General features: G+C 48.8%; 19 protein-coding genes. 8 read left to right on the forward strand and 11 right to left on the reverse strand.

Annotation, left to right across the window (positions count from 1 at the left end; translation table 11 throughout):
* Window positions 1-199: 199 nt before the first annotated feature.
* From ACN4EK_RS00890 to ACN4EK_RS00900, 3 genes are all read right to left on the reverse strand, one after another.
* Window positions 200-2,149, reverse strand: coding sequence for an adenylate/guanylate cyclase domain-containing protein (locus ACN4EK_RS00890; RefSeq protein WP_431655434.1), 1,950 nt, complete (start codon window positions 2,147-2,149; stop codon window positions 200-202).
* 89 nt (window positions 2,150-2,238) lie between these two features.
* A complete protein-coding gene (locus ACN4EK_RS00895) occupies window positions 2,239-5,373 on the reverse strand; it encodes a GAF domain-containing protein (RefSeq protein ID WP_431655435.1) in 3,135 nt (1,044 codons plus the stop codon).
* Window positions 5,374-5,910: 537 nt separating this feature from the next.
* Window positions 5,911-7,665: a PA14 domain-containing protein gene (locus tag ACN4EK_RS00900; protein ID WP_431655436.1), complete on the reverse strand. Its 1,755-nt coding sequence runs from the start codon at window positions 7,663-7,665 to the stop codon at window positions 5,911-5,913.
* Window positions 7,666-9,025: 1,360 nt separating this feature from the next.
* On the opposite strand from ACN4EK_RS00900, the gene ACN4EK_RS00905 reads away from it, so the two are divergent.
* Both ACN4EK_RS00905 and ACN4EK_RS00910 read left to right on the forward strand, forming a co-directional pair.
* The gene (locus tag ACN4EK_RS00905; RefSeq protein ID WP_431655437.1) at window positions 9,026-9,637 is read left to right on the forward strand and encodes a hypothetical protein; all 612 of its coding nucleotides are present in this window, start codon (window positions 9,026-9,028) and stop codon (window positions 9,635-9,637) included.
* Window positions 9,638-10,717: 1,080 nt separating this feature from the next.
* Complete coding sequence (locus ACN4EK_RS00910) at window positions 10,718-11,053, forward strand: hypothetical protein (RefSeq protein ID WP_431655438.1); 336 nt, start codon at window positions 10,718-10,720, stop codon at window positions 11,051-11,053.
* A gap of 108 nt (window positions 11,054-11,161) precedes the next feature.
* Here ACN4EK_RS00910 and ACN4EK_RS00915 read toward each other — a convergent pair whose 3' ends face one another.
* From ACN4EK_RS00915 to ACN4EK_RS00935, 5 genes are all read right to left on the reverse strand, one after another.
* Window positions 11,162-11,317 (reverse strand): hypothetical protein, encoded by a 156-nt coding sequence (locus ACN4EK_RS00915; RefSeq protein WP_431655439.1) that lies wholly within the window; start codon window positions 11,315-11,317, stop codon window positions 11,162-11,164.
* A 208-nt stretch (window positions 11,318-11,525) separates the two neighbouring features.
* A complete protein-coding gene (locus ACN4EK_RS00920; protein ID WP_431655440.1) occupies window positions 11,526-11,912 on the reverse strand; it encodes a response regulator in 387 nt (128 codons plus the stop codon).
* A 228-nt stretch (window positions 11,913-12,140) separates the two neighbouring features.
* Complete coding sequence (locus ACN4EK_RS00925) at window positions 12,141-12,521, reverse strand: response regulator (protein WP_431655441.1); 381 nt, start codon at window positions 12,519-12,521, stop codon at window positions 12,141-12,143.
* A gap of 2 nt (window positions 12,522-12,523) precedes the next feature.
* Window positions 12,524-14,689, reverse strand: coding sequence for an ATP-binding protein (locus tag ACN4EK_RS00930; protein WP_431655442.1), 2,166 nt, complete (start codon window positions 14,687-14,689; stop codon window positions 12,524-12,526).
* Between the two features lie 27 nt (window positions 14,690-14,716).
* Window positions 14,717-16,624, reverse strand: a complete 1,908-nt coding sequence (locus ACN4EK_RS00935; protein ID WP_431655443.1) for a response regulator — start codon at window positions 16,622-16,624, stop codon at window positions 14,717-14,719.
* Window positions 16,625-16,736: 112 nt separating this feature from the next.
* Between ACN4EK_RS00935 and ACN4EK_RS00940 the strand changes: the two genes are divergently transcribed.
* Window positions 16,737-17,342: a DNA-3-methyladenine glycosylase family protein gene (locus ACN4EK_RS00940; RefSeq protein WP_431655444.1), complete on the forward strand. Its 606-nt coding sequence runs from the start codon at window positions 16,737-16,739 to the stop codon at window positions 17,340-17,342.
* 121 nt (window positions 17,343-17,463) lie between these two features.
* Here the strand turns inward: ACN4EK_RS00940 and ACN4EK_RS00945 are convergent, their stop codons facing one another.
* The 3 genes from ACN4EK_RS00945 to ACN4EK_RS00955 are packed head-to-tail and all read right to left on the reverse strand — an operon-like array spanning window position 17,464 to window position 20,628.
* The gene (locus ACN4EK_RS00945; protein WP_431655445.1) at window positions 17,464-18,669 is read right to left on the reverse strand and encodes a glutathione S-transferase family protein; all 1,206 of its coding nucleotides are present in this window, start codon (window positions 18,667-18,669) and stop codon (window positions 17,464-17,466) included.
* Window positions 18,670-18,718: 49 nt separating this feature from the next.
* Window positions 18,719-19,387 (reverse strand): response regulator transcription factor, encoded by a 669-nt coding sequence (locus tag ACN4EK_RS00950; protein ID WP_431655446.1) that lies wholly within the window; start codon window positions 19,385-19,387, stop codon window positions 18,719-18,721.
* Window positions 19,384-20,628, reverse strand: coding sequence for a sensor histidine kinase (locus tag ACN4EK_RS00955; RefSeq protein WP_431655447.1), 1,245 nt, complete (start codon window positions 20,626-20,628; stop codon window positions 19,384-19,386). Before ACN4EK_RS00955 ends, ACN4EK_RS00950 begins: the two co-directional genes overlap by 4 nt.
* 248 nt (window positions 20,629-20,876) lie before the next feature.
* Here ACN4EK_RS00955 and ACN4EK_RS00960 point away from each other — a divergent pair, with 248 nt between their 5' ends.
* The 5 genes from ACN4EK_RS00960 (at window position 20,877) to ACN4EK_RS00980 (ending at window position 25,417) form a co-directional block, all read left to right on the forward strand.
* On the forward strand, window positions 20,877-21,473 hold the full coding sequence (locus tag ACN4EK_RS00960; RefSeq protein ID WP_431655448.1) for a hypothetical protein: 597 nt from the start codon (window positions 20,877-20,879) through the stop codon (window positions 21,471-21,473).
* 183 nt (window positions 21,474-21,656) lie between these two features.
* On the forward strand, window positions 21,657-21,839 hold the full coding sequence (locus ACN4EK_RS00965) for a hypothetical protein (protein ID WP_431655449.1): 183 nt from the start codon (window positions 21,657-21,659) through the stop codon (window positions 21,837-21,839).
* A gap of 28 nt (window positions 21,840-21,867) precedes the next feature.
* Window positions 21,868-23,379: an efflux RND transporter periplasmic adaptor subunit gene (locus ACN4EK_RS00970; protein WP_431655450.1), complete on the forward strand. Its 1,512-nt coding sequence runs from the start codon at window positions 21,868-21,870 to the stop codon at window positions 23,377-23,379.
* Window positions 23,327-24,736, forward strand: a complete 1,410-nt coding sequence (locus tag ACN4EK_RS00975) for an ABC transporter permease (protein WP_431655451.1) — start codon at window positions 23,327-23,329, stop codon at window positions 24,734-24,736. The genes ACN4EK_RS00970 and ACN4EK_RS00975 overlap by 53 nt, the downstream gene beginning before the upstream one ends.
* 9 nt (window positions 24,737-24,745) lie before the next feature.
* The gene (locus ACN4EK_RS00980; RefSeq protein ID WP_431655452.1) at window positions 24,746-25,417 is read left to right on the forward strand and encodes an ABC transporter ATP-binding protein; all 672 of its coding nucleotides are present in this window, start codon (window positions 24,746-24,748) and stop codon (window positions 25,415-25,417) included.
* Window position 25,418 lies beyond the last annotated feature (1 nt).

Genomic DNA, 25,418 nt, shown 5'->3' on the forward strand with positions numbered 1-25,418 from the left:
CGAGTTCAGTATTAATGATTTTTATTTTTGTATAAATTAGTTGTACCAGCGTTGCATCAAAAACAAATCCATTTTAGGTGCAGCAACGCCGCTTGTTTCAGCATGCCCCTTACTTTATCAAAAGTAACAAAACCGCTCAGCAGTTTCAGCAAATCTTTGTGCAAGTTGGTTGAAGAAATAAATTATCATCAGAGAGTTTTTACGGATGATTAACAAGCCAGTAGGTCGTCATCTCTCCCTTCCCTTTCACAGCAACCTGTCCCCGTTGAACCAGGTGATAGCGATCCTTCAGTAGCTCATACGTTGCGGCTGTCACCTGAATTTTGCCAGGGCACCCCAAAGATTCCATCCGGGAAGCAATATTCACAGCATCCCCCCAGAGGTCGTAAATGAATTTCTTCACCCCAATTACTCCAGCCACCACAGATCCAGAATTCATGCCTATCCGAATTTGTAACTGATCACTATACCTTGTCTGAAATTGTGTGATTACGGCTTGCATATCCAATGCCATTTGAGCGACGGCGACGGCATGATCGGGACGTGCTACAGGCAGCCCACCAACCACCATATAGGCATCGCCGATCGTCTTAATTTTTTCTAATCGATGTTTTTCTGTCAATTCGTCAAAAGCAGAAAATATTTGATTGAGTAGATTGACTAACTCCGTTGGCTTAATTTGAGCCGACAATGGCGTGAACCCAACGATATCTGCAAATAAAATTGTTACTTCATCAAACTGTTCGGCGATCGCACTGGTATCGTGCTTTAACCGCTCTGCGATCGGAAACGGCAGAATATTCAGTAACAAACGCTCTGACCGCTCTTGACTTTCCTTTAACGCCACATCCGTAATCTGACGTTCTAGCTCGGCTCCAGCCCTAGCAGCAAAAATTTTCAACACCAGTTTCCTGGTTTCATCATGCTCTTGCATAGGCTGTACATCCAAAACCGCAATATGCCCAATGATATCGCCCGTTGAGCTAACCAGGGGTATCCCGGCATAGCTCCGAGCCTGCAACGTTGCCAGATCTTGATCCTCGGGGAAACGCTCGATCAGGTGATCGCAATAGCAAGCATATTTGCCATCCATAATCACCTCCTGACAAGGAGTGCCTTGCAAGTCGTATTCCAGGTTTTCCGCAAAATCTTGATGCAACCAAAAGGCTAACGTGCGAACTCGGTTTTTTTGAGGATTAGCACATTCAGTGACAAATGTGTACCGCACTCCTAAAATTTTCGCTAAATGCTGCACACACGCTTGAAAGAAATCACTCCCTGTTTTGGCGGCGGTGCCTTCGACAATTAGGCGCAGAGCTTCTTCTCGACGTTTGCGATCGCTAATATCCCGTACTACACACAGCACTGTATTGGCAGCAATCGGTGAAATACTTGCCCAGGAATCGACCCTCCCCTGGGGCATCTCCAGGCGATATTCCACATCGATCGTTTGTTGGGTCGCTAACGATTTCTGAATTGCCTCCAGAATTAAATCTGCTGGCTCTTGGGGCAGGGCTTCGTGTAGCGTTTTACCAAGGCGTTCCTGCTGTGGTTGATATAACAAATCGGTCGTGGTGTTAGCAATCTTAAGATGTCGTCCTTCCGCATCCAACACCAGGATCAACTCATTCATGGCTTTGAACAGCGCATGGGATTCAGCTTTAGCCAGCTCTAATTCTACTTGAGTTATGCGTAGATTTTGGATAGTTTGTTGTAACGCTTGATTTTGAGCTTGTAATTGATGCTGGAGAGTTTGAATATTTAATTGAGTTTGGATTCTAACCAAAACCTCTTCTAATTGAAATGGTTTAGTAATGTAGTCCATCCCTCCGGCACGAAAGGCTTGCAGTTTAGCGTTGACATCATTGCCAGCACTGAGAAAAATGATCGGAACGGTGCAGGTTGCCGCATCCGCCTTCAGCCGTTCACACACTTCATAACCGCTCATTCCTGGCATATTGACATCCAGTAAAATCAGGTTTGGTCGCAAACTCTTGGCTGCAATTAAAGCCGACTGCCCATTGATTGCCTTACGAACCTGATAGCCTTGTTCGGCTAAAAACTCGGATAAGAAGCGAATGTTTTCCAGCTTATCATCCACAATCAAAATATCTGCCAAACCTGTACTGTGTTCGATCGACATATTCATTCCACCATGCTCCAACAACCCATCGCATCTGCATCCCCTTATCTGTTCTTACCGCTCCTGATCAAGGTCAGCACAGGGTTTCGCATTGGTCATATTCCAATGGATTGTGTGTCACCATCCGCTGACTCCTGAGCTAACATCATCAGTTGGTCAAATTGATAGTTCTCGACCAATCGGGTTAAAGCATTGCCCAGGGCGGCTTGGTCCTCAGGAATTTTAGCAATTAGTTTCTCTGCCTTGGCATCATCCCCTTGAGCCGCCGCCTGGTACAACTGTTGTCGCCATGCGATTGGCATCACTGCTAGAGCCGTTGCATCTAGAGTATAGTCTGATAGCGCCGCCCTATTAGCGGTTATAGTTGCCTCCGGTTTCTGGATCAAATATTCTACGCCTAAATATTTAGTCAGAATTTCCAGTAGATCTTCCCGGCGGAACGGCTTGCTCAAAAAGTCATCACAGCCTACTGCCCAAATCTTTTGGCGTTGTTCAGTAAACACGCTGGCCGTTAACGCCACAATTACAGGGGCATTCCCAACCTCGGAAGTAGCCGCAGTGTCGCCTGGATGGGCAGTTACGATCGCCGCCTGCTTAATCCGCCGGGTCGCTTCATACCCATCCATCACAGGCATGTGCATATCCATGAACACTAGATGGGGGTGCCATTCCTGCCAAAGGGCGATCGCAACCTTGCCATTTTCCGCCTCTCGCACCTCAAACCCCAGCCCAATCAACAGTTTATTCAGTAACAACCGATTGACCACGTTATCTTCAACAATCAAAATTCGGTAACTGGCTTGACCTGGGGCTAAACCCACCACATGGCTGAGGTCAGACAAGGCGTTCGTAGACGCATCTACGGCTAATCCTGCCTGAATCTGGAAGCTAAATCGGCTGCCCCGCCCCACTTCACTATCAACCCGAATCTCACCTCCCATCAATTGCACAAATTTTTGGCTGATCCGTAACCCTAACCCGGTGCCCTCCTGCGTCCCCTGCCCCACTTTGGTTTGAGCAAACGCTTCAAACAGGTGGCTGAGTTCATCGGCGGCAATTCCCGGTCCTGTATCTTCCACCTCAAACTGCAATAGATGAAGCGCAGCAGAGCCAGTCTGAAGCTGGTAATTTACCCGTAAAACAACGCTACCCTGTTGGGTAAATTTGATCGCATTGCCTAACAGGTTAATCAGCACCTGGCGTAGTTTATTTTCATCTGTTTTGATATATTGGGGTAGGGTGGAATCACAATCAAATCGCAACTGTAATTTTTTAGATTTAGCTTTTAATTGCAACATTGACTCTAAATTATCGAGCAATTGCCACAGGTCAAATTCAGTTTCGTTTAATATCGTGCGTCCCGCTTCGATTTTAGACATCTCTAAGACATCATTGATTAGCCCTAGCAAATGTTCTCCACTTTGGTTGACAATTTCTACATACTGGCGATGGTCGGAGGCTAGCTTAGAGTCGCGCCGCATCAACTGAGTAAAGCCCAGAATGGCATTCAGGGGAGTCCGCAATTCATGACTCATGTTAGCCAGGAACTCACTTTTAGCTCGATTGGCAGCATCAGCCGCATCCTTGGCTTGTTTCAATTCCTCCGCCTGGTGCTGCGTTTGGGCAAACAGTTCCGCTTGCTGTACCGCCACGCCTAACTGATTACTAATTTGAGTCACAATCCGCACTTCCGTCTCTTGCCATTGACGCGGATTAGAGTTTTGGTAGATCGCTAATAAGCCCCACAGTTGATGACCACAGAAGATCGGAGCAATAATATAAGCCTTGGCTTGCAGACGCTCTAATAACTGGAGATAGCAGTCGTCAAACCCAGCCTGGTAGATATCCGGAACACAACAATAGTTGGTTCTTTGGCGATACATGCCGCCTTCATTAGCCTGTAAGTAAGTATCCTGAATCAGGATTTCGGAACTATCCAGTTGCTTGGTCACACAATTGGGTTGATCTACTGCAATCCCAGTCAGTTCGGCATCAGTAGCATGTTCAGGTAGCAGAGGTTCCCAAGCCGCTACGACCGCTTCTGCCACTAATTCACCGCTCCAGTCGGGTTTAAACCGATAAATCAGGACTCGATCGCAGTCCACTGCCTGTCGTAATTCCGTGGTGGTTGCCTGAAAAATGGATTCTAATTTCAAGCTTTGGCGCATTCGCAGCACCACTCGATTAATCGTCTGGGCTTGCTCTGCCATTACTCGCAATGTCGATTCAGCCGTGATGCGTTCCTGAATCTGTGTCTCCAGCACCGTGTTGATTGACATCAGTTCCGAGGTTCGCTCTTCTACCCGAAACTCTAATTCCTCATAGGCACGATGTTTCTCGTCCTCTGCCCACTTCCGTTGCAATTCGGTCGCCGCTCTCGCCGCAAATACACTAAAAAAGGCTCTGGTGCGATCGTCAATCAACAATGGTTTCACATCCAGAATACAGAGATGCCCAATCACATGCTGATTTGTATCCAGCAGCGGTACTCCCACATAGCTCTCAGCTTCCAGGGTTTGCAGCATCGTAGCTGTGGGAAATGTCTGTTGTAACTGATTGGGATACGCGCATAGCGCCTTAGCTGCGATCGCCACCTGACAAGGAGTACCTGCCAATTCATACTCAATATTTTCGGTTAAGCGATCGCCAGACCACAGAGCGATCGTGCGTAAGGCTTGCAGCGACGGGTCAGCCGCCTCACACACTAGCACATAGGCAACATCCAGCCCTTTTGCCAAATTTTCTGCCAGAGCCGGGAAAAACGCATTGCCAGTCACGGAAGATGTACCAGCGACAATCATTTGTAGCGTTTCTTCGGTGCGCTGCCGTTGAGCAATTTGATCTTCTAACTGCCGATTAATTTTTTCCAGTTGCTCCGGAGTCTTCAGGGCGAGAAATTGGGGTAGTAACTCCACCAACCGCAATGCCGTATAACAGGAGACTAATGCTGTAAATGCTTGCTCAATGCCGGATATCCAGTAGTTCGGATACCAAAGAGTCCAAATATCTAAAACATGTCCCACTCCACACAGAACAATAAAAGCACCAAATAAAGAAAAAACTCCCGAAAAAGGAATATCACTTCGCTTGCGGACGAAGTAGATTAACATAGTAGGAATAGAAAAATACGCGATCGCAATCAGCGCATCACTGACTAGATGTAGTCCGACCAAAGGCGTTTGCCACAGATAGCAATGCCCGTGGGGAATATAACTCAAGTATGTTGACATCGTGAAAAAAAATTATATTAGCTATTCATCAGTTTAGAGGGATTACTAAATTATTCGTACATTCAAGCTATAGAATCTTTTAATATTAGTTGGACTCAGAAAATGTAATAAATAGTGACCCATAACCCATGACAGAGTAGTTGTCACAATGGGTCTAGAACATTTACATAACAACCCAGTTCGATGCAAGTGGGGGATAAAAACCAGCAACTCGTTCTAATATTCGAGAGTATTGATGGAGCTAATACTCAATTGTGATATTAAAACCTACGAACTATGATTTCCCGATCGAACGTTCAGTCAGTCATTTACAGCAGTCTTTAAATGTGAAGACGAGGAGTGGGGAGTGGGGAATCTTATAGCTTAATCAAATAAATTTTGCTATCAGGTGGCAAAACAACATCCTACTTCTTAGGAAGTGAAAATCTTGTGAAATTAATCCAAATCAACGATTTTTGCTGAAGCTGTCGGTTGTCAGGTTGAGAGAAGGTGATTGAGACTTGACTCCCCTGCTCCCAACCTGATCTGGCAAATTGGTTAGCTGGTCGATCGCGGAGTTAGTTTCACAACTAGCGGAGAGTCGGGCACCGTTAGGGTTAACTGAGTCGGGGAGGTCACTTGAGCCATAGCATCGGCAGATTCATTCGGTAAATAGGTGGTGGCTTGCTCGATCGCCGTATTCAGAGTTAATGTCACCTGATGGCTAGTGACTTGATCCGTACTGGGCACTTCTAACCACAACACCAGATAGAAATCGCCATTCTGCTTTTGCAACAGGGTTTGCTGGAGATAGTTGGTGTTGCCACTTAAGCGGTAATTCAATGTCCCAGGGGTGAAGTTGGTTTCCGTATCATCCAGTAATTGAATCAAGTTCTTCACCGCCGTAAAGGCAGGTTTCGGTGAGCCATCATAGCGAAGAATGCCAAAGTTGGCTTCCCCATCGTGGGGAATGGGCTTTTGATCAATCAATTCATAGGAGAAGGTACGGTAGATCCCCTGATTGAAATTATTCAGGAACACTCTGGGAATATATTTGCCCTGCACCGCCTCCGACACCGCGCGATCGTTGGTGGTATCTGCCGTGTGATATCCCGCTTCCGTGGCAATCATCGGCAGGTTACGAAACGGCAGCGATCGTGTACTCATTTCCTGATTCAAATTGCCATTCCCCGGATAGCTGGGATAGTTATAGGGGTGCATATTGCCATAATCGACCCACTGACTCAGATCACCCATTGCCTGACTGGAATCACCATAGACAAACGATGGTCCGATAACGGCAATATCCTGAGTTGCCGGATCACTATTGATCTGGTTATAGGTATCCCGCGTAAAGTCACGCAGATAGGCGACCCAGTTATCGCTGGTCACGGGTTGACCGTTGCGAGAATACCCACTTTGATACCACAGATCGAATTCATTCAGAATTTCAACCGCTTCAGTCCCCTGTGGAATAATGTTTTTGACAAAGTTCAACACCTGATAACCCGGTGGCTTAATGTCATAGGAGGCATCCGGTCCCACCCCAATATTGGGATCGATCACGACCGTGGTTTTGATCCCTTCACTGCCTAACTGATTAATCCGCTGAACCCAGGTGGGATCGCTGCCCCCATCCCGAATATGTTGAATTCCCGCTTCTTGTAGCCGTTGCTTAATCAACGAGAAGTCGCCGTAAGCGGTGTCGTAGTAGTGCAGGTGAGTATTAAAGCCGATCGAGTCTACAAACGTTGCTGCCCGTTTCGCCGTGTCGGTCACAGTCGCAAATACATCGGAGCCCGTTGGTGATAGATAGGTGGATGGAATGATCTCTTTAATCTGACTATCGCTTGACCACAGCAACTGACAGATCGCATCCCCCGATCGCTCGTAATACTCCAGTTTAATGTCATAGCTTTGCGCCGCCGCTAAGGTAATCGCGCCGCTATTCTCCGTCACGGCATGATCTGTCCAATTGTCAATCAACAATTGCCCATTTACCCATAACCTCACACCGTCATCGGCATTCGTGTAAAAAGTATAGGTTTCGGAGTATTGCGGTTGAATGGTTCCCGTCCAGCGGACGGAAAAATCGTCCTGCCCGATCGTGGAAGTTGGTGAACCCTGTGCCCAATCAAAATCAACACTGGCATCAACGCGCGTGGCTTGCAACTGATTGAAATTGCGACCGACATAATAGCTACCCTGTAGCCCCTGATTTGCCGCACTCGACATGGCTCTAACCGTCAATTCATTCGATGACGCATGCAAGGGCATTGCCACGAAATTCAGCGAATTAGGTTGTGTAGTCATGCCAAAACCATCGCGTTTACTTAGAACGCTGACATTTGAATCTAACAATTGTTTTCCCCTCAGAAATAGAGTGAAGTTTGTCTTGAGGGCAAACGCGGTTTGTAAAGCCCACCTTGGCAGTTTGCCCTTTTTCTTAACCAAACAAACATGTCAATCTAACTAAAGACAGAGAACACCCAAAAATAAGTATGGTGGGACATAAATGATACAAAGTTGATCAATTTATTCACGCAAAACAGGCATTTGAGAGAAAAAAGTAGACTGATACAGAAACAGATTTTCACTATTTCCTTAGGAAACAAAATCGGATTTCGTTCAGGAGAGTTTACCCTCAATGACTGCATGAGCAAATAAATTACACCGATCGCCTGAGCGCGAGTCAATGGTTGAGAACGGCTATGACACAGCTTGTAGAGCAGGTCAAGCAGCTAAATATTTTAAGCAAATGATTTCCTCCGATTTAGTTGTGTAGGACTTGCTTAAGGTGTCATCTCTCTAACAGTTGAATTCAGGCAAAATTCAACCATTCATAATAGTCTGGTTAGGGATTATGCACAAGTATTAAATTTATTTTCTTGATAGTGATATAAAGTAAGCTACAATCAAGGTAAATAAGCAAACTTATATGGCGATCGCGAAAATATAATTGTTCTCTCCTTCCCCGATCGACTAACAGCTAAAGTGTCAATCAAGCAATTAATGATCTCAGCCAGGGAAACAATCTAATTTGCTTGAATTCACCCAATTATTGCAATTAAACTGTATAGCGAACCAGGCAGACTTTGAAACATTTAGGCAATCACCAGCCCAGAGTCCACATTGGCAATGACCAGCCTGTAGCCCCTACCGTTGAACCCATAGCATTTAACCGATTGGCTTGGTTAGATTACTCGCCATATCGTCTATCGATGCAGTTCCTGTGCCAGTTTGATGTTGCTCCGTGTGCGATCGAGGGCATCCTGCCATCAGGGTAGACTGCCAACATTAGTGCAAGCGGGACAAAGATCAGTTTGCCCTCCGTTATGCATAGGAGTTGTCCTTATCATCGTTCTCCTGGGGCGGCATCCGTCCCCCAGCTCATGTAAACTCTGATTTAGCGCGGGCACTACAACAGAAGAGCATTATTTGACAAGCCATAAAACCAGGCAAGTAACGGACAACATCGGCAGCATTACCGTTATCACAACCCTGTGAGTCCAGAATTTGCGCTCAATCACAGTCTTCGGGTAGCGCAATCACCTCAAACAGCACTGGAAAGAGTCGATTAAAAAATTCAATTTCTAATCTGTCACCAATAATTGTTTCATTCTGGGATTTAAATCATAAAATCAAAATCATACATTAGTAGGATACTCAACCTATGGCAGTCATGACTAAAGGAGCAAGAGGTACAGCCGTCAAACAATCAACCCTGGTTGATGCTCACTCGGCTTTACAATCATTACCGGAGAAACAAAAAGAGGAGCTATCGCTTAAGCAAGCTGTTGCTAAACTCAAAGCCCCCCTGCAAGCTGCACTGGCTAAGGGATATAGTTATCCAGAGTTAGCCGTCATTCTTAAAGACAACGGCATTGTCATCAGCGCTGCCACCTTAAAGAACTATGTGCCGGTTGGCAAACGCAGCGGCAAACGACTCTCTAAAGGGACTAAATCTCAATCTGATGTTGCCAGTTTGGGGCAAGCCGACACAGCCGATGAGGACAGTGTTGGTCAAGGTTCAACCACTACTAAAGGCAGAGCGAGTCAGTCAACTGAAGCCGCTCCAGCCAAGTCACGGGGTGGCAGAGGGAAGGCAAAGACGACAACTGAAACCGCCGTTAGTTCGGATGAGTCGGAAAGCTCTACCGCTAAACCAACGTCTTCACGCCGGGGCAGCGCCGCGAAAGCTAGAACCAGTACCAAACAATCCACTGCTGGCAAAGCCAAACCGGCAACCGGTACTCGCACAAAGTCAACTCGGACTCGTAAATGAGTTAAGTTCAACTGTTGTACTTGGTGATACAACCGATCGTTACATAGGAGCAATTCGGGGCATGATGGCATAGGCGAATACATGGAACAACGTTTCCAGGATTTCGCAACCATGACCGAAACCAGGAATTCACTCAGATTTCAACTCATGATTGAGGCTGTTTTCGGGAACATTGTTCATTAGTTCATTCTTCACATCAGCACCGCCTGATTGAGTGAATGGACGATCGCCCCGATAGCTCCTAGCTACCGATTCATTCATGATCAATGGTTGTTCAAGTCTACTTAGCAGCACTTCGGATTGGTAATGGTTAAGATTCCAGCCTTTTCTCCTGTAGTGCTTACTAGATTCAGCCGACAATCTGCTAGATTTGGCTGATCATCGCTAATCGCATCTTTGGAATTGTGAAAATGTTGGGTTACTCAGGAGCATCTCTCAGCAGGCTCCCCTGGCATCAACCTTTCAACCACACAGGCATTCGTCAATCAAGCGGGGATCTCAACAACCCAATTGAATTTCTGTGAATTAATGTATTTCTTGTCTACGTTTAATAGAAAGGCATTACAGATTCTTGCAGGGATGCCGGTTCCACAAGTTTGTCCCACTTTTAGCTTTAACGTCTTAGATCAAGCGATGAGGTTGACCACGATCGCCATCGTCTTTGCCTAAAACGACTCTATATCAAACGTTAATCCAATCGGGGAGATGAAACACCCGTTCTCAGTCACAGGCTGATCATTGCCACCTCAGAAGCACTACCGTAGCATCCTGATAGCTGTCACCGTGACCGCGATCGCCGAACAACCTTAATTAAACCGTGTGGGAATTCAGTTGTTCCGTCAACTCCAGTTATGCTTTTAACGGCAAAGCGCCAGGTATTGCAGTCCTTCTAATGCCAGCAGAACTGAGAGTACGGCTGTAAACGTTCCAGCCTTGAGTCACAAGGTAATTGGTTCCTCTAAATAAAACCTGCTTTAGGCACGTCTTCATTCCCGATCGTCTAACTTGAATACCTTTGATTAACGCTTGATTACCTTTCAATCTATTTAATTGACGTTCACTACCTATGAGTCACTTCCAATGGAGCCACTCCTGATCTCCGAAGACTATGTCTGTTTCTTCAAGTTTTGGTTAGATGGACAAATACAAGCCGGAATGCGCTGGGAGCACAAATTATTTCGTCATTGCCGCACCTTTGACAAAAGCCATCGTCAGCAGGTCTATTCCCTGGCCTGGGCGTTGATGGAACACCAGATGCAGGTAGTGATTACAGCATCCAAGACAACCTATCAGGTCTGGATCAGCTTAGACAGCCAACCCACCTTATGCATCGAAGAACATCCCCCTGGAGAAACCGCCGATCCAGATCACGCTAACGTCCATTCACCCAGTGAAATGGTACCTTACCCAACCTAATCGGACGGCAATCCCTCAATTTGCTATGTACCCAGAACCCCTTGGGTAGGGTCAATTTCTCGGCTAAACCCAACCCGGATACTTTGTGAAGTTATTTCGTGCGTACCCCTACGCTAACACCATAGCAGCAGGGCGTTGGTTTAGTTTGACTAATGCAACTAAGCTGGTTGATGGGCTATAGCCATTCAGAATCGAGTTGGGCATTTCTTGCCAGCAGTGACGGCAAAACCAGTAGGTTTGATTGGCTCGAACGTGGCGGAGCATTTGATTAGAACAGCATGGGCAGTTAGCCATAAAGCCTCTTAAAAAAGGAAAAATTATGAAGCGCAGAATAGATGGAGCGGCAATCGAGTGGTTACTGATTCGTTGGCTGATCTACAATCTGACCCTAAAGATAAAAAATAAAAAATTGGTAAAAACCCCATCCTTGTTATAGCTTCGTTACAAATCCTAATATGTCTTAAATATCAGATTATGCAGTGCCATCCCAGCCCAGTAATGTGGAAATTTGCCCAGGCAAGAACACCGGATCGTAGGGATTAGTAATAACTCCTGCCACTTGATACCGCTGTAGTTGCTGGCGATCGAGCCATTTTGCCCTCGTGGCTAATAGGATGATCGGAATGGCTTGAGTCGCTGACTGCGATCGCAGTTGTTCCAACAGGGTCAAGTGGTGTTGTCCAGCTAACGGCAAATCCAGCACAATCACATCGGGTTGTTTGAGAGTAGCCTGCTGTAACCCATCGGTTGGTGATGTTGCCGTGAGGACATTCCAGCCCCCCAAATCACTTAAGCAGGCTTGTACCACCTCCAGCATGTTAGGCTCGTGGTGGATGACCAAAATTGTTTTAGTGGTCATAATTCAGCTTAGTAAACCCCAGAATCATTCAAGCTCAAAGGATAGAGAAACTAATCCTGAGATCCCCACGATCGTCCTACCTCTCTCACCTACACGCAGAAAGAGAATTGTGAAGGACATCCAATTCAATATCCTTCACAAGGCGATGGGATAGATAGATACGTAAGAGCAGGCTAAGGAATAATGGTAAAAAACTGGTAAAGATTTCCTGGCAAATAGAGGAAACTGTCAAACTACCCAGCCCAAAATTTCGGCAATCTCCTCTGTCAGGGTCATCGGTTCGATCGGTTTGGTAATCACACCCGTTACCCCGAGTTGGGCAAACCGATCGCGATCCGTTGGTAATACCTTAGCGGTTAAAAAAATTACTGGGATCGCCTGTGTGGCAGGATTTGCCTGTAGTTTTTCATAAACTTCAAAGCCATTCATTTCTGGCATCGACACATCCAGCACGATCGCATCGATCGCGTCTGTCTGGGCAATTTGTAAACCTTCTGCTCCCGATGCCGCCACCCTGGTTTGCCAACCGGCTAAGTCTTCTAAACACGCCTGGATCAGTTCGCGGAGGCGTTCTTCATCATCGACCACTAAAATCCGTCGAGCCGTCATGACTAATCCTCTCGGGGTAGCGTAAAGAAAAATGTACTGCCAGCTTCTGGACTACTTTCAGCCCAAATTTGTCCTCCATGCTGCTCAACGATACTACGGCAGATCGCCAACCCTAGCCCCGTACCCCCTTTAGACCGGGAATCAGAGGCATCAACCTGCTGAAATCGCTCAAAGATGGTTTCTAGTTTTGCGGGGGGAATGCCGCGTCCTTGATCTTTGACGGCAAAGAGAATGGCGGGGGAGGGGGAAGATAGGGAGGAGGGGGGAGAACTAGGGGGAGCGATCGCGTCGATCGGTTTAGCACTTAACCAAACGGTGCTACCGGACGGTGAAAATTTGATCGCGTTACTTAACAGGTTGGTCAGGGTTTGCAAAATGGCATCGGCGGCTGCCCAAACTGCGATATCCGTCGGCACAACGGTAAGGGTAATGTGTTGCTGAGTGGCAAGCACCTGCACACTATCCACCGCCTGTTGCATTAAATCGATCGCTGGACACCGGGTTTTCTCTAAAACGGCACGTCCCGATTCTAAGCGCTCTAAATCTAGAATATCGTTGACCAAATTCACTAAGCGATTGGTGTCAATCAGGGCAATTTCAATCATACGTTGAAATTTATCGGGCTTTTGATTGTAAATTCCAGTTTTTAATAAGCCTAAAGATAGTTGAATAGCGGCGAGCGGTGTGCGGAGTTCATGACTGACAATTCCGATGAACTCATTCTTAATTTGCTCAATTTTTTTACGTTCAGTGATATCTAAGACGATCGTTCCTACGGCGATCGCCTGATTAATTTCAGCAAGAATGGGAAAATAGGAAACTAACCAATCTCGTTGCACTCCTGGTTGGCTGGGTATCGTCCCGGATAATTCTAAATTAGACATGGGCTGTCCAGTGGTAATCACCTGTTGCAGGTTCGATACCAGTTCAGTCGCGATCGCTGGAAGGTCTGTATTCTGCTGAGTTAAATGAGCCGCGATCGGTAAACCATTCACGTCGGCTAAGGCTTGATTGATTTTGAGATACCGCAGATTTTGGTCGTGAATACTCAAACCAATATTGGCAGTAGAGGCAGCATTAAAAAACCCATCGAGTAACTGCTCCCGTTGCAAAAGTTCCCGTTGCAGCCTGACGCGATCGGTTAACTCCTGTTGCAGGCGATCGTTTGCCTGGATCAATTCGGTCGTCCGTTCGGCAACTCGCTGTTCTAACTCACTATTCAGTTGTTGCAGAGCTTGTTCAACTTGGCGGCGCTCGGTCAGTTCGGTCTGGAGTTGGGCAAATAAAGCGGATTGCTGAATGGCAATGCCTGCTTGTGCCGCTAACTGTTTGAGCAAATCAATTTCTGACGCTTGCCATGCTCGGGCAGCCGCACAATGATGGGCGATTAATAAGCCCCACAGGGTTTCTCCTAACAGAATGGGTACCACGAGATTTGCCCGCACTTGAAAATTGGACAGCAGATTGAGGTGACAGTCGCTAATTCCTGCCGTGTAAATATCGGCTTTAGCCGTGACTAAGCCTTGCTGAAACGGTTCAATATAATCCTGACCAAAACAAGGATCATAAATCTCGGTCGATAAAATGGCGATCCATTCACCTCCCACTGATTCCACGGCCACCCGACCACTCCAATTAGGGGCAAACTGGAAAATGATCACGCGATCGGTCTGGAGAAACTGACGCACTTCATCCACCGTCGTTTGCAAAATCTCCTGAAGGTTGAGCGATCGCCGGATCCGGTGCGACATTTCCATAGTCAATCGCTGTTGTTGCACCTGTTGCTGCCATGGTGCCGCCGCAGAGCGATCACCGGCGATCGAACCATCCGGTTCTGTTCTCTGGCGATGCGGAATGCGTCGAGTTAGCCAATCAATCCCTACCACCACTAGCAGCAATAGCGCTAATTGAGCAATCGCTTCTAGATACCTCGACGTGAATGGGAAGCGTGGCAACGACCAGACATCATTCATCAGTAATGTTGACAGAACAGCGGCAAGCACCCCTGATCGCCAACCGGCATACCCCGTACTGAATATCACAGCCAGATAAAACCAGCCACTCAGACTAGAGGCAAACCACGGTGATAGCCCCAGCGATAGCAACAGGGCGATCGTAGTCGCACTCAACGCAACCGCGTAAGGTAGAACGTATTGATAGCCCCTCATACATTTCTCTAAAAAATCTATATTAATTTAGCCTGCTTTCTGGCGAGATCTCCGACGTTCAATCCGGCTGAGCACTCGCGTCACTAATTCCGGCCCTAACACGGGTTTAGTAATAAAATCATCGGCTCCCGCCGCAAAGGCCTGTTGCAATGCGTCCGCGTTGGTATGGGCAGTCACCACCAAAACGGGGAGATCTCCCCATTGGGCATCCTGCCGTACCACCTGACATAATTCCAGTCCACTCACTAATGGCATTTCCAAATCTAACACGACTAAATCGGGCGCACTGGTGATGAGCACCTGCCAGAATCGTTGGGGTTCCGTTAAGGTGATCACATCTACCCCCCAAGGAGTCAGCACCGAGGAAAGGGCGGCTAAGGTGGTGGCATCATCATCCACCATCAACACCCTAGCTTCAGCCAGGGCAGGAGGGGGTAAGGTATGGGCGATCGCTTGAAAGATCTGTTCCGTCGTGGCGGGTTTATGGAGAAACTGCCGCGCCCCCAACCGGGAAACCGCTAAGCGATCGGCTAAACTGTCCCGCCCCGTAAAGATAATCACAGGGAGATTCGGCGATCGCTCCGATAACTCATGTAATAGTGTTAATCCATCTTCCTGAGTTCGCGGAAAACTTAAGTCCAACAACACAATATCTGGACTGGCCAAAGCTAACCGCGATCGAGCCGTTGCCAAATCAGCCGCTACTTTGAGCCGGATCCCCCAGGACTCAGCTTCTGCCTGTAACTGTTTGGTCAACGCGGTATCATCATCAATCACCAGTACCCGATAATTTTGCAACATCGGCGCTGGCGACACGGCTGCCCGTTTCGGCGATTGTGTCAGTTCGTGCTGTAATGCCGTGACCAGTTGAGCAAATTGGGCAATTTCCGGAGCTGTGAGGCGGCGATCGAAGCGCAACAAATGTTCTAGCGATCGTGCCAACTGGGAACCGTCTGGATAGCCAAAGGATGCCATTGAACCCGCCAGTTTATGCGCTTCATGCTGGGCGGCTTGCTGCAAGTCTGGAGACAGTTCATTGGTCAGCAAGGCCAACTTTGCCTGTTCGAGGATCGTGATCTGGGCTTTAAACGAATCCCGAAATCGCTTTAGAACTTGGTTAATCGCTATTGTGTTCTTGGCGCGAGATTTTGGTTGCTGGAAGGAACGATCGCCGACGGTAGCCGTTGGCTTGATCGCCGTCTCTACCCGTTGAGGAGCAGCCTTCAGGCGATAGCCCATGCCATAAACGGTTTCAAGTAAATCTTCAGTCAACCCCCCTGCCCGGAGTTTCTTCCGCACATCTTTAACATGCGTCACGATCGCGCGTTCCGTCGGCGCATCATCAAAGCCCCATAACCGATCCAGAATGGCACTACGGCTAAAAATGCGATCGGGATGACGCAAAAACAATTCCAATAGATTGTATTCAGTTGCCGTCAGCGGAATCACCTGTTCTCCTACGGTAACTCGCCCCGCCGTCAGGTCTACACACAGATCCCCCCAGGTTAAGGTCAAAGCGGAATTACGATCGCCAACCTGAGCAACACTCGCTGGAGTTTTAGCGACACCCGCAACTGCACTCCGCCGTAATAAGGCACGCAATTTGGCTAATAAGGCTTCTGGGGTGTAAGGTTTGATTACATAATCATCGGCTCCAGCATCTAATCCGGCAACAATGTCGGCATCAGTCGTTTGGCTGGTCAGTAATAGAATCGGCTTCTCGTAGCCCTGCGATCGTAATTGCCGACATAAACTAATCCCATCCAACCTGGGAATTTGTAAGTTCAGTAGAATCAGGTCATAGTCTACAGCACTGGCTAAATCTAATCCAGTCTGCCCATCTACCGCCAGATTAATCATGTAATGGTTCGCGGTTAGCATTTCTGCCAACGCTGTACTCATCACTGTATCATCCTCAACCAGCAGGATTTTCATGAGTTACTGAGTTTGGATGCAATACAGGATAATCTACCTGATCGGACAATCAGTTGGCTATCCTAAAAATATTGCTTTTCAACTGGCTTGACTGTGATTAGTATTGAATTATATGGATTATTCCATCGCGATCGCTGCCCTGCAACAGGCTGATCCTACCCTGGCTCGACTGATTGGACAGGTAGGAGAATGCCGCTTAGCTCAGGTGCAGCAATCGGGGGATGTCTTGGCGTGTGTGGCGCGATCGATCATCTACCAACAGCTATCAGGCAAAGCCGCAAGCACCATCTATCAGCGCTTTCTTCAACTCTATCCACAGCCATTTCCTACCGCCACGGCTATTTTAGAAACCCCCGACGATGTGTTACGGAGTGCGGGAATTTCCCGATCGAAAGCCATTTACCTTAAGGATCTGGCTCAACAGGTGTTGAATGGATTACCCAGCATGGCTGAGTTGGCACAGATGGAGGATGAAGCGATCATTCAAACCCTCCTGCCCATTAAAGGAGTTGGGCGCTGGACAGTCCAGATGCTGTTGATCTTTCGCTTACACCGTTGGGATGTCTTACCCGTTGATGATTTGGGCATTCGAGCTGGCATTCGCCGTACCTATCAGTTGCCCGATTTGCCCACAAAATCCCAAGTACAACAATTGGGACAACCCTGGCAACCCTACCGCACGATCGCCTCCTGGTACTTGTGGCGCAGTCTGGAGTAACTTTGAGGAAGGCGCTTTACACTAAAGACCATAGATGACTTTACGGTTACCCATCGCTAGCCGCACTTTGACCCCAAAATGGCTGCAACATTCAATGGTCGATCGACATGCCGTTGCAGATTCAGACTTTGGCGAAGTTCGCTGGATCTTGATCCCGACGGTGTTTTACCGGAATCGGAGTTCCTTGCCCATCACCAACCAAAGCCGCCGTTTCCTCCAATGCAGTTCTCAATCGTTTAGCTGCATAGATGGACATATCCCGTGGCACACTAATGCGATCGCGCAAATATCGTAGTGCCGAGTCTGAGCCGGGGGGAGGGGAACAACTCTCACCTGTCATCATTAAGGTCAGGGCACAGCGCAATGCTTGATCAACTACTTGATCATCGGCTGGGTTGACGCGAATCATGTTGGCGTGGTGCTTAATGACCCGATAGAGTGCTTCCTGACGAGAATTGGCTGGTTCTGGATACGTCGCATCTGGCAAGCCAAACCAGGGGCCGCGATCGACTCGCTGTTGGTTTAAGCGAGTTTGGGGTTCACCATTTTCCCAACAACCTCCCATCTGTGGCGGTAAATCATGGACGTGAGTGTGGAAATCACTTTGGGTACCGCGATAGGTCGATCGGCGTTCCATCGCATCAAACCAGTCTGCCAATCGAGGATTGACCTCACGCATTGAGTAGCCTTTGTAATAGTACAAACTGGCATTCATCCGTTCCACATAGGGCGTGAAGATGACATCCGCTGTCCCAAAGGTATCTAAGAAATAGGAACCAGGAGTACTAGCTAAGGCATGTTCGACCTTATTTACCACTTCAATAAATTGGTCGCGGTTCTGGCGTTCCTGTTGCGGCATGATGGGGGGATAGCATAACCAGGCACACCAGGCTCGAAACAGCAAGCGTTCCAGCCGTCGTAGAGACAGGACTTGGGGATCTTCCATCCCCTGCGCCAACGGGCCAAAGGCGTGTTCTAGGGCAAGCAAAATATCATCACTTTCGGTAATCAGTTGCCCATCGAGTTCCAAGGCTGGCAACATGCCCGATCGCACCTTCTGCTTGTACCAACGTTCTTTTTCCCCATAGCAAAACATGGTCACTTTTTCGATGCGATAGGGAATTTGTTTTTCTTCTAGCCACAGCCACACCTTCTGACAGTAGGGACACCAGGCATGGTGATCACGATAGAGGGTGACTCGCACTGCCGATTCACTCTGCCCAAATAACCGTAATCGCGCTTGGGCATTGGTCAAACCATTGATCGGATCAACTTGCCAGTCGGTCAGGGCGGCAAGTTCTGTCCAGGTTAGCGGGGCAATGGTCATAGGGGTGTCCTGAATGATCTCTCACAGTATTAGCTTACATCGGCTGTGATCAGGATGGCACTTGCAATAACGGTAAAAAGGCACTGGCTAACATGGCGGCTTGCGTCCGATCGCGCACATTTAATTGACTGAGAATGCGCGTAATGTGATTTTTTACAGTCCGTTCTGAGATAAATAGAGCTTCGGCAATTTCGCGATTACTGGCTCCTGCCACAATTAAACACAATACTTCTCGTTCTCTCGTCGTCAGTCCCGCCAGTTCAGTAGGCAAATGGACAGGTTGGGAAGGAACGAGAGGAGGGGGAGCCGCAATCGCTTTTTCTAGCAAACCCGGCCCCATTTGGGTATACCCTTTATGCACCGCGCGAATTGCCGCTGCGAGATCATCCGAATGGGTATCTTTGAGTAAATAGCCCTGTGCCCCCGCCCGAATGGCTTGCGAGACATAATCATCATCATCAAAGGTTGTCAGCACCAGAACTCTGGTATCACTAAACTGCTGACAAATCCGCTGGGTAGCCGCCACTCCATCCATAATCGGCATCCGCACATCCATTAACACCACATCAGGATGTAAGGCTTCGACTTGCGCGATCGCGTGCTGCCCGTTTTCCGCTTCCCCTACGACTTCTAGATCTGGCTTGGCTTCCAACAAGCTTTTCAATCCCTGCCGAATAATCATTTGATCATCGACTAGTAGCAGCCGAATCTTGGTCATAACACAGGCTGAGGTAATGGAATCACCACACTAACTTGGCACCCTTGCTGAACTTGACTGGTCAAAACAAACTGACCACCTAATGCCGTTGTGCGCTCTCGCATTCCTTGCAGCCCAAAGCCAGTGGTGTTGCCCGTTGGATCAAATCCCTGTCCGTTATCCATCACTTGTAGTTTGAGCCGACCCCGATCGTCCTGTACCACTATTGTCACCTGAGTTGCCGCACTATGCTTATAAATATTCGTGAGTGATTCCTGCACAATCCGATAAACGGCGGTACTAATTTCTGTGGGAATCGATTGAGTCAGTTGAATTTGGCAACTTGGAGCAATCTCAGTCACACGTTGAAACTCCTCTACCGCCCTGAGAATGGCTGTTTCTAGCGATTGCCCTTGTAACGGATTCGATCGCAGGGTGGCAATCGATCGCCGCACTTCCTGCAACGCCCTAGACCCCAATTGTTTTGCTTCTCGTAAAAATGACTCAGTTTTTTCAGAGTTGGGTGGCAAAAACAGTAAGGCATTTTCTAACTGAATACTTTGTGCAGTCAAGGCATGACCTAACGCATCATGAATTTCACGCGCAATCCGATTGCGCTCTTGTAGCGTTGCCTGATCCTCAATCCGTAAAGCATATTGCCGTAACTGATCATTTGCCAATAATAATTTTTCGCGGCTCTGACGTTCTGCCAACAGTGCATTAACTAATAATAAAATGAATAGTAAGGCAAGTCCAAAGGTGACCGCCGTATTCAGTTTCAGCGTCAGAATGGTACTGGCGATCGCTTCCGGAATCTCTCCGCCCGGTCGTCCTCGGGGAGGGGGCGGTGGCATCCCCAGAAATTGCATCATCAGAAATGCGACGAAGACTAACCCCGTGACGATTAACCGACCCGCTTGTTGAAAAATCAGACAACTACGAATGACGATAATCACTCCCAGTAATGGGAAAAACCCAATGCGGTTATCCAGGCTAAAGAGGAGAAATAACAGCCCAAACTCCGCCCCGGTATACAAAATTTTGTGACGCAGGTTAGCGATCGGCAATCGGAAGCCCATCAAACCAAAGCCAATCAAACAGGGAATGAAATACCATAACGCCGCGAAATTAACACCAAACCGATGCGGTCGGATGGCAAGTAGTAGCGTAATCCCTAACAGAATCCATTCCAGGTACACAATGACGTGAAAGGAATGATTGGGGAAGGGACGAAACCACGCAGTAGATGAGTGACGGAGCATGGCAGAAAACCAGGTGTGGCAAGCGCAATCATGATCGGAGATAGTCTCTACTCTAGGTTAACGAGGGCACTAACACCAGAGATGTTTTTCCCAACTGATCGCAGGCATGACTGTGACTAAACTCCTATCGCCAATAGGACTAAAGTCCTAGATCAGGTTGGGAAGTTTGAACGATGTCTAACCGAGCGATCGCCCTCTAGGATTTGAGTGTCGATATTCATTCGACGACCAAATTATCAGGAACGACAATGAATTCACAATCTTTACCCAATCTGCTTTCCAGTCAAAAACTGCTGCCTCTGATGGCTGGGGCAGTGGCGATCGCTCTGGCGATCGGGAGTGCGATCCCCGTGGGTGCCCAATCTACCACTCCCAATACTCCTAATAACTCAACCGAACGTCCTCAGCGCCCTAAACCTAACGTCCTGAATCTGACTTCCCAGCAACAGGAACAGATGAAACAAATCATGGAATCTAGCCGGACTCAGATTGATGCCATTCTCACGGCGGAACAAAAGGCACAACTCCAAGCCGCGAAAGCCAATCGCCCTAACTTCCGTCCCGATGGCAACGGTAGCCGTCCCAATTTAACCGCCGAACAAAAGGCACAATTACGCGCTAATCGGGGCGATCGCCGTGGACCAGGTGGTGGTTTTGCCAGCTTAAATCTGACCGCCGAACAAAAGGCACAAATTGATGCCGTGATGCAATCGACCAAAGCCCAAATGGATGCGGTGTTAACGCCAGAACAACGGCAACAGAAACAGCAGTTTGAACAGCAATACCAACAACGCCGCCAATCCCGTGGTCAAAGACCTCAGTTCTCGCAATCCCGGAACAATTAAGCCACCGCCCTGATCTTGGCGGAAAGCGAACCCAAAGTCCCTCAACATTGGGGGATTTTGGGAGTTCAACCTTGCCCCCTCAGCCTATGAGTTCGTGAAGTTGTGACAACTGGATTAAAGCAACCACGATCGCCCAGCTTCGCAACTCCGACACCCTGAATTCCTGCTGTATCAGAGGTCAGTATGCTACCCCATCTCAAGCCCCTGCGGATTTTGTGCTTATTCACGATCGTCGGCATCACCGCCTCAGTCATCCCGATCGCCCCCGTTACTCACCAACCTGTTCCCGAAACATCTGTATCGAAACACACCCTACGATTGCTAACCCAACTTGATTTCAACCCATTCAGTCACGATCTAAGATAAGGGGGAAGTCGCTGTGGTATCCGATTGGATGAAGTGGAAGTTCAGATTACCCACCTGGTTGTTAGGAGTGCTGGTTCTGAGCCTACTAGGAACTGGAGCCTATGTCGCCTATAGCCAGGTGACAACGACACAACGACAGGCAACCCGCCGGGGGGGGCAAACCGTCGCCGTAGAGCGTCAAACCCTACCAATCACAATCTCAGCCAATGGCACAGTGCAGCCAGAGCGATCGGTCAACGTTAGCCCCAAGAACTCGGGCATTCTCCAAGAACTGTTGGTCAAGGAGGGCGATCGGGTTGAGGCAGGACAAATTCTGGCTCGAATGGATGCCTCTAACCTCCAGGGACAACTCCTACAAGCCCAGGCAAACCTCGCCTCTACCCAAGCCAATCTGGATAAACTACTGGCAGGCAATCGTCCCCAAGAAATTGCCCAAGTCCAAGCGCAACTTGCGGCGGCTCAAGCTAATCTCGATCGCTTAGTTGCTGGCAATCGTCCCCAGGAGGTTGCCCAGGCTCAGGCACAGTTAACCTCCGCCCAAGCCAATTTGCGGCAGGCTGAACTCACCTTCAACCAAAATCAACAGCTTTACAGTACCGGAGCGATCTCTCAGCGTGAGTTAGATACCTCTCGCACAGGCTTAGACACCGCCAGGGCACAGGTGGAGCAAGCCCAGCAAGCCCTTAACTTGCAACAGTCTGGTACTCGACCGGAAGAGGTTGCTGCCGCCCGCGCCCAGGTCGAACAACTCCGGCAAGCCCTCAGTTTGCAACAGTCTGGTTCCCGTCCAGAGGACATTGCGGCGGCGCGTGCCCAGGTTTTGAATGCAGAAGGGGCATTACGCACCATTCAAACGCAAATTAACGATACAGTAATTCGCGCCCCCTTTAGTGGGGTGATTACTCGCAAATATGCCGATCCGGGAGCCTTCGTGACTCCGACCACCTCCAGTAGTGCGGAATCCTCCGCCACCTCGTCCTCGATTCTGGCACTGGCTGCCACCAATCGGATTGAAGCCAAAGTCGCAGAAACCAGTATTCCTAAAATCAAAGTTGGGTTACCTGTGACGATTACAGCAGATGCGTACCCGAATCAAACCTTTACGGGGAAAGTAGTCCAGGTCGCTACTCAATCGACTGTGGAGCAAAATGTCACCAACTTTGAAGTTAAAACCTCGGTCGTAGATGCCAAAAACCTGTTACAGGCAGGGATGAACGTCAATGTCGAGTTTCAGGTGGGCACTCTCAGTGATGCCTTAGTGGTGCCGACCGTGGCGATCGTCCGACAAGACCAGGGTAGCGGGGTATATCTCATCGGTCAGGAGGAAAATCGTCGTCCCCGCTTTCAACCCATTACCACCAGCGTCACCCTTGATGATAAGACGGTAGTGGAGTCGGGTCTGAATGTGGGCGATCGCGTACTACTCAGTTTCCCGCAAGGTGAACGTCCTGCCTCTAGAACGCCTTCGATCTTCCCCGGTATGGGTGGTGGACCTCCGGGAGGTGGCGGTGGCGGCGGTAGACGGGGTGGCGGTGGTTAGGCAAGGGCAGGAGATGGGAAAGATGGGGAAGATGGGGAAGATGGGGAAGATGGGGAAGATGGGGAAGATGGCGACGGTGGTGCAGCCTAAGGTAGCGGTAGGGGCGCGAATTCGACCGACTAAAGTCTCCTGGCTGGAAGTGGCGACCATGGCTGTCGAGGCGCTCTGGAGCAATCGTCTCCGTACCAGCCTGACGATGCTCGGCGTGATTATTGGGATTGCATCGGTGATTATGGTGACTTCGGTGGGACAGGGGGTGCAGAGAGCCACGGAGCAACAAATCCAGGCATTAGGCACCAATGTCATGCTGGTGTTGGCGGGAGCGGCTCGATCGGGGGGAATTAGTCAAGGCTCCGGCTCGGCAACGACCTTAACCTGGGAGGATGCTCAGGCAATCGCCAGACAGGTTCCGGCAGCGGAAGCGGTAACTGCCTATTTACAACGCGGGGGTCAGGTGGTCTATGGGGAGCAGAATGAATCCACAATGATTCTAGGCGTTGATCTGGCGTATCCTACGGTCAAAGAAATCCATCCTCAAGAAGGGCAGTTTTTTACCCAGGATGATTTAGATAATGCCGAGCCTGTGGTGGTGTTGGGAAGCCGCGTTAGAGATGATTTGTTTGGCTCCGGACGACCCGCGATCGGCAATAGTGTACGGATTCAAACTGGGCGTTATCGGGTGATTGGGGTGATGGAATCCAAGGGGTCTGTCGGGGGACAGGATCAGGACGATCGCGTGTATATTCCACTGACCAATATGTCATCTCGGATTGTTGGCAATAATTCCCTCACGGGTACTGCCATTAGTGGAGTCTGGTTAAAGGCAGCAGACCAGGCTGAACTGGAAGCGGCTCAGTTTCAAGTCACCAATTTATTACGAGTACGCCATAATATTTATCCTCCTAATCCGGATGATTTTCGGATTAGCAATCAAGTTGACATTATTAACACCTTTAGCAGTGTCGTGGGATTATTTACGATCTTAGTCAGCGCGATCGCCGGGATTTCCCTGGTCGTCGGTGGCATTGGCATTGCCAATATCATGCTGGTGTCTGTCGTGGAACGCACCCGAGAAATTGGGATTCGTAAAGCGATCGGGGCAACGAACAGCGCCATTCTGAGTCAGTTTTTGACGGAAGCGATGATTGTTTCTCTGCTGGGGGGAGCCTTGGGAGTCTCGATCGGGGTGGGGCTGGCGTTTGCCGCCTCCCGCTTATTTCAATTTCCGTTTGTGGTGTCCCTGTTCTCGATCGTTGCTGGACTTTCCTTAGCCTTAGTAGTGGGATTGGTGGCGGGAGTAATCCCTGCCCGCAATGCGGCACGCCTCGATCCGATCGCAGCCTTACGGAGTGAATAAAGCATTGTTATGGCAACCATGATTTGGATGGAGGATATCATTAAAACCTATCGGCTGGGTGAAATGGATGTCCCGGTGTTAAAAGGGATTAATCTAACGATCGAGGAAGGTGAATATGTGGCAATTATGGGAGCATCGGGTTCCGGCAAATCCACGTTGATGAATATCATTGGTTGCCTCGATCGTCCTTCGGATGGACATTATGTGCTGGAAGGCAGAAATCTCACCAGCTTAAACAATGAGGAGTTAGCCTACATTCGCAATCAACGGATTGGCTTCGTATTTCAACAATTCAACTTGCTGACGCGATCGACGGCCTTAGAAAATGTCATGTTACCGATGGTATATGCGGGCATCCCCAAATCCCAGCGACGGCGACGTGCCGAGGAAGCCTTAGTCCGGGTTGGGTTGGCAGAACGGCTATTGAACCGTCCCAATCAGTTATCCGGCGGACAACAGCAACGGGTGGCGATCGCTCGGGCACTGGTCAATCGTCCGGCGTTAGTGTTAGCTGACGAACCCACAGGCGCACTTGATACGCAAACCTCCCATGAGGTGATGAATCTGCTGACGGATTTAAACCATCAAGGGATTACGATCGTCATTGTCACCCACGAACCGGATGTTGCTGCCCAAACCCAGCGCACCATACATGTCAAAGATGGGTTAGTCGTTGATTAGT

Origin of the sequence: Pantanalinema rosaneae CENA516, from assembly GCF_050753385.1 — a bacterium.
In the GTDB taxonomy this organism is placed as follows: Bacteria; Cyanobacteriota; Cyanobacteriia; order Leptolyngbyales; family Leptolyngbyaceae; genus Pantanalinema; species Pantanalinema rosaneae.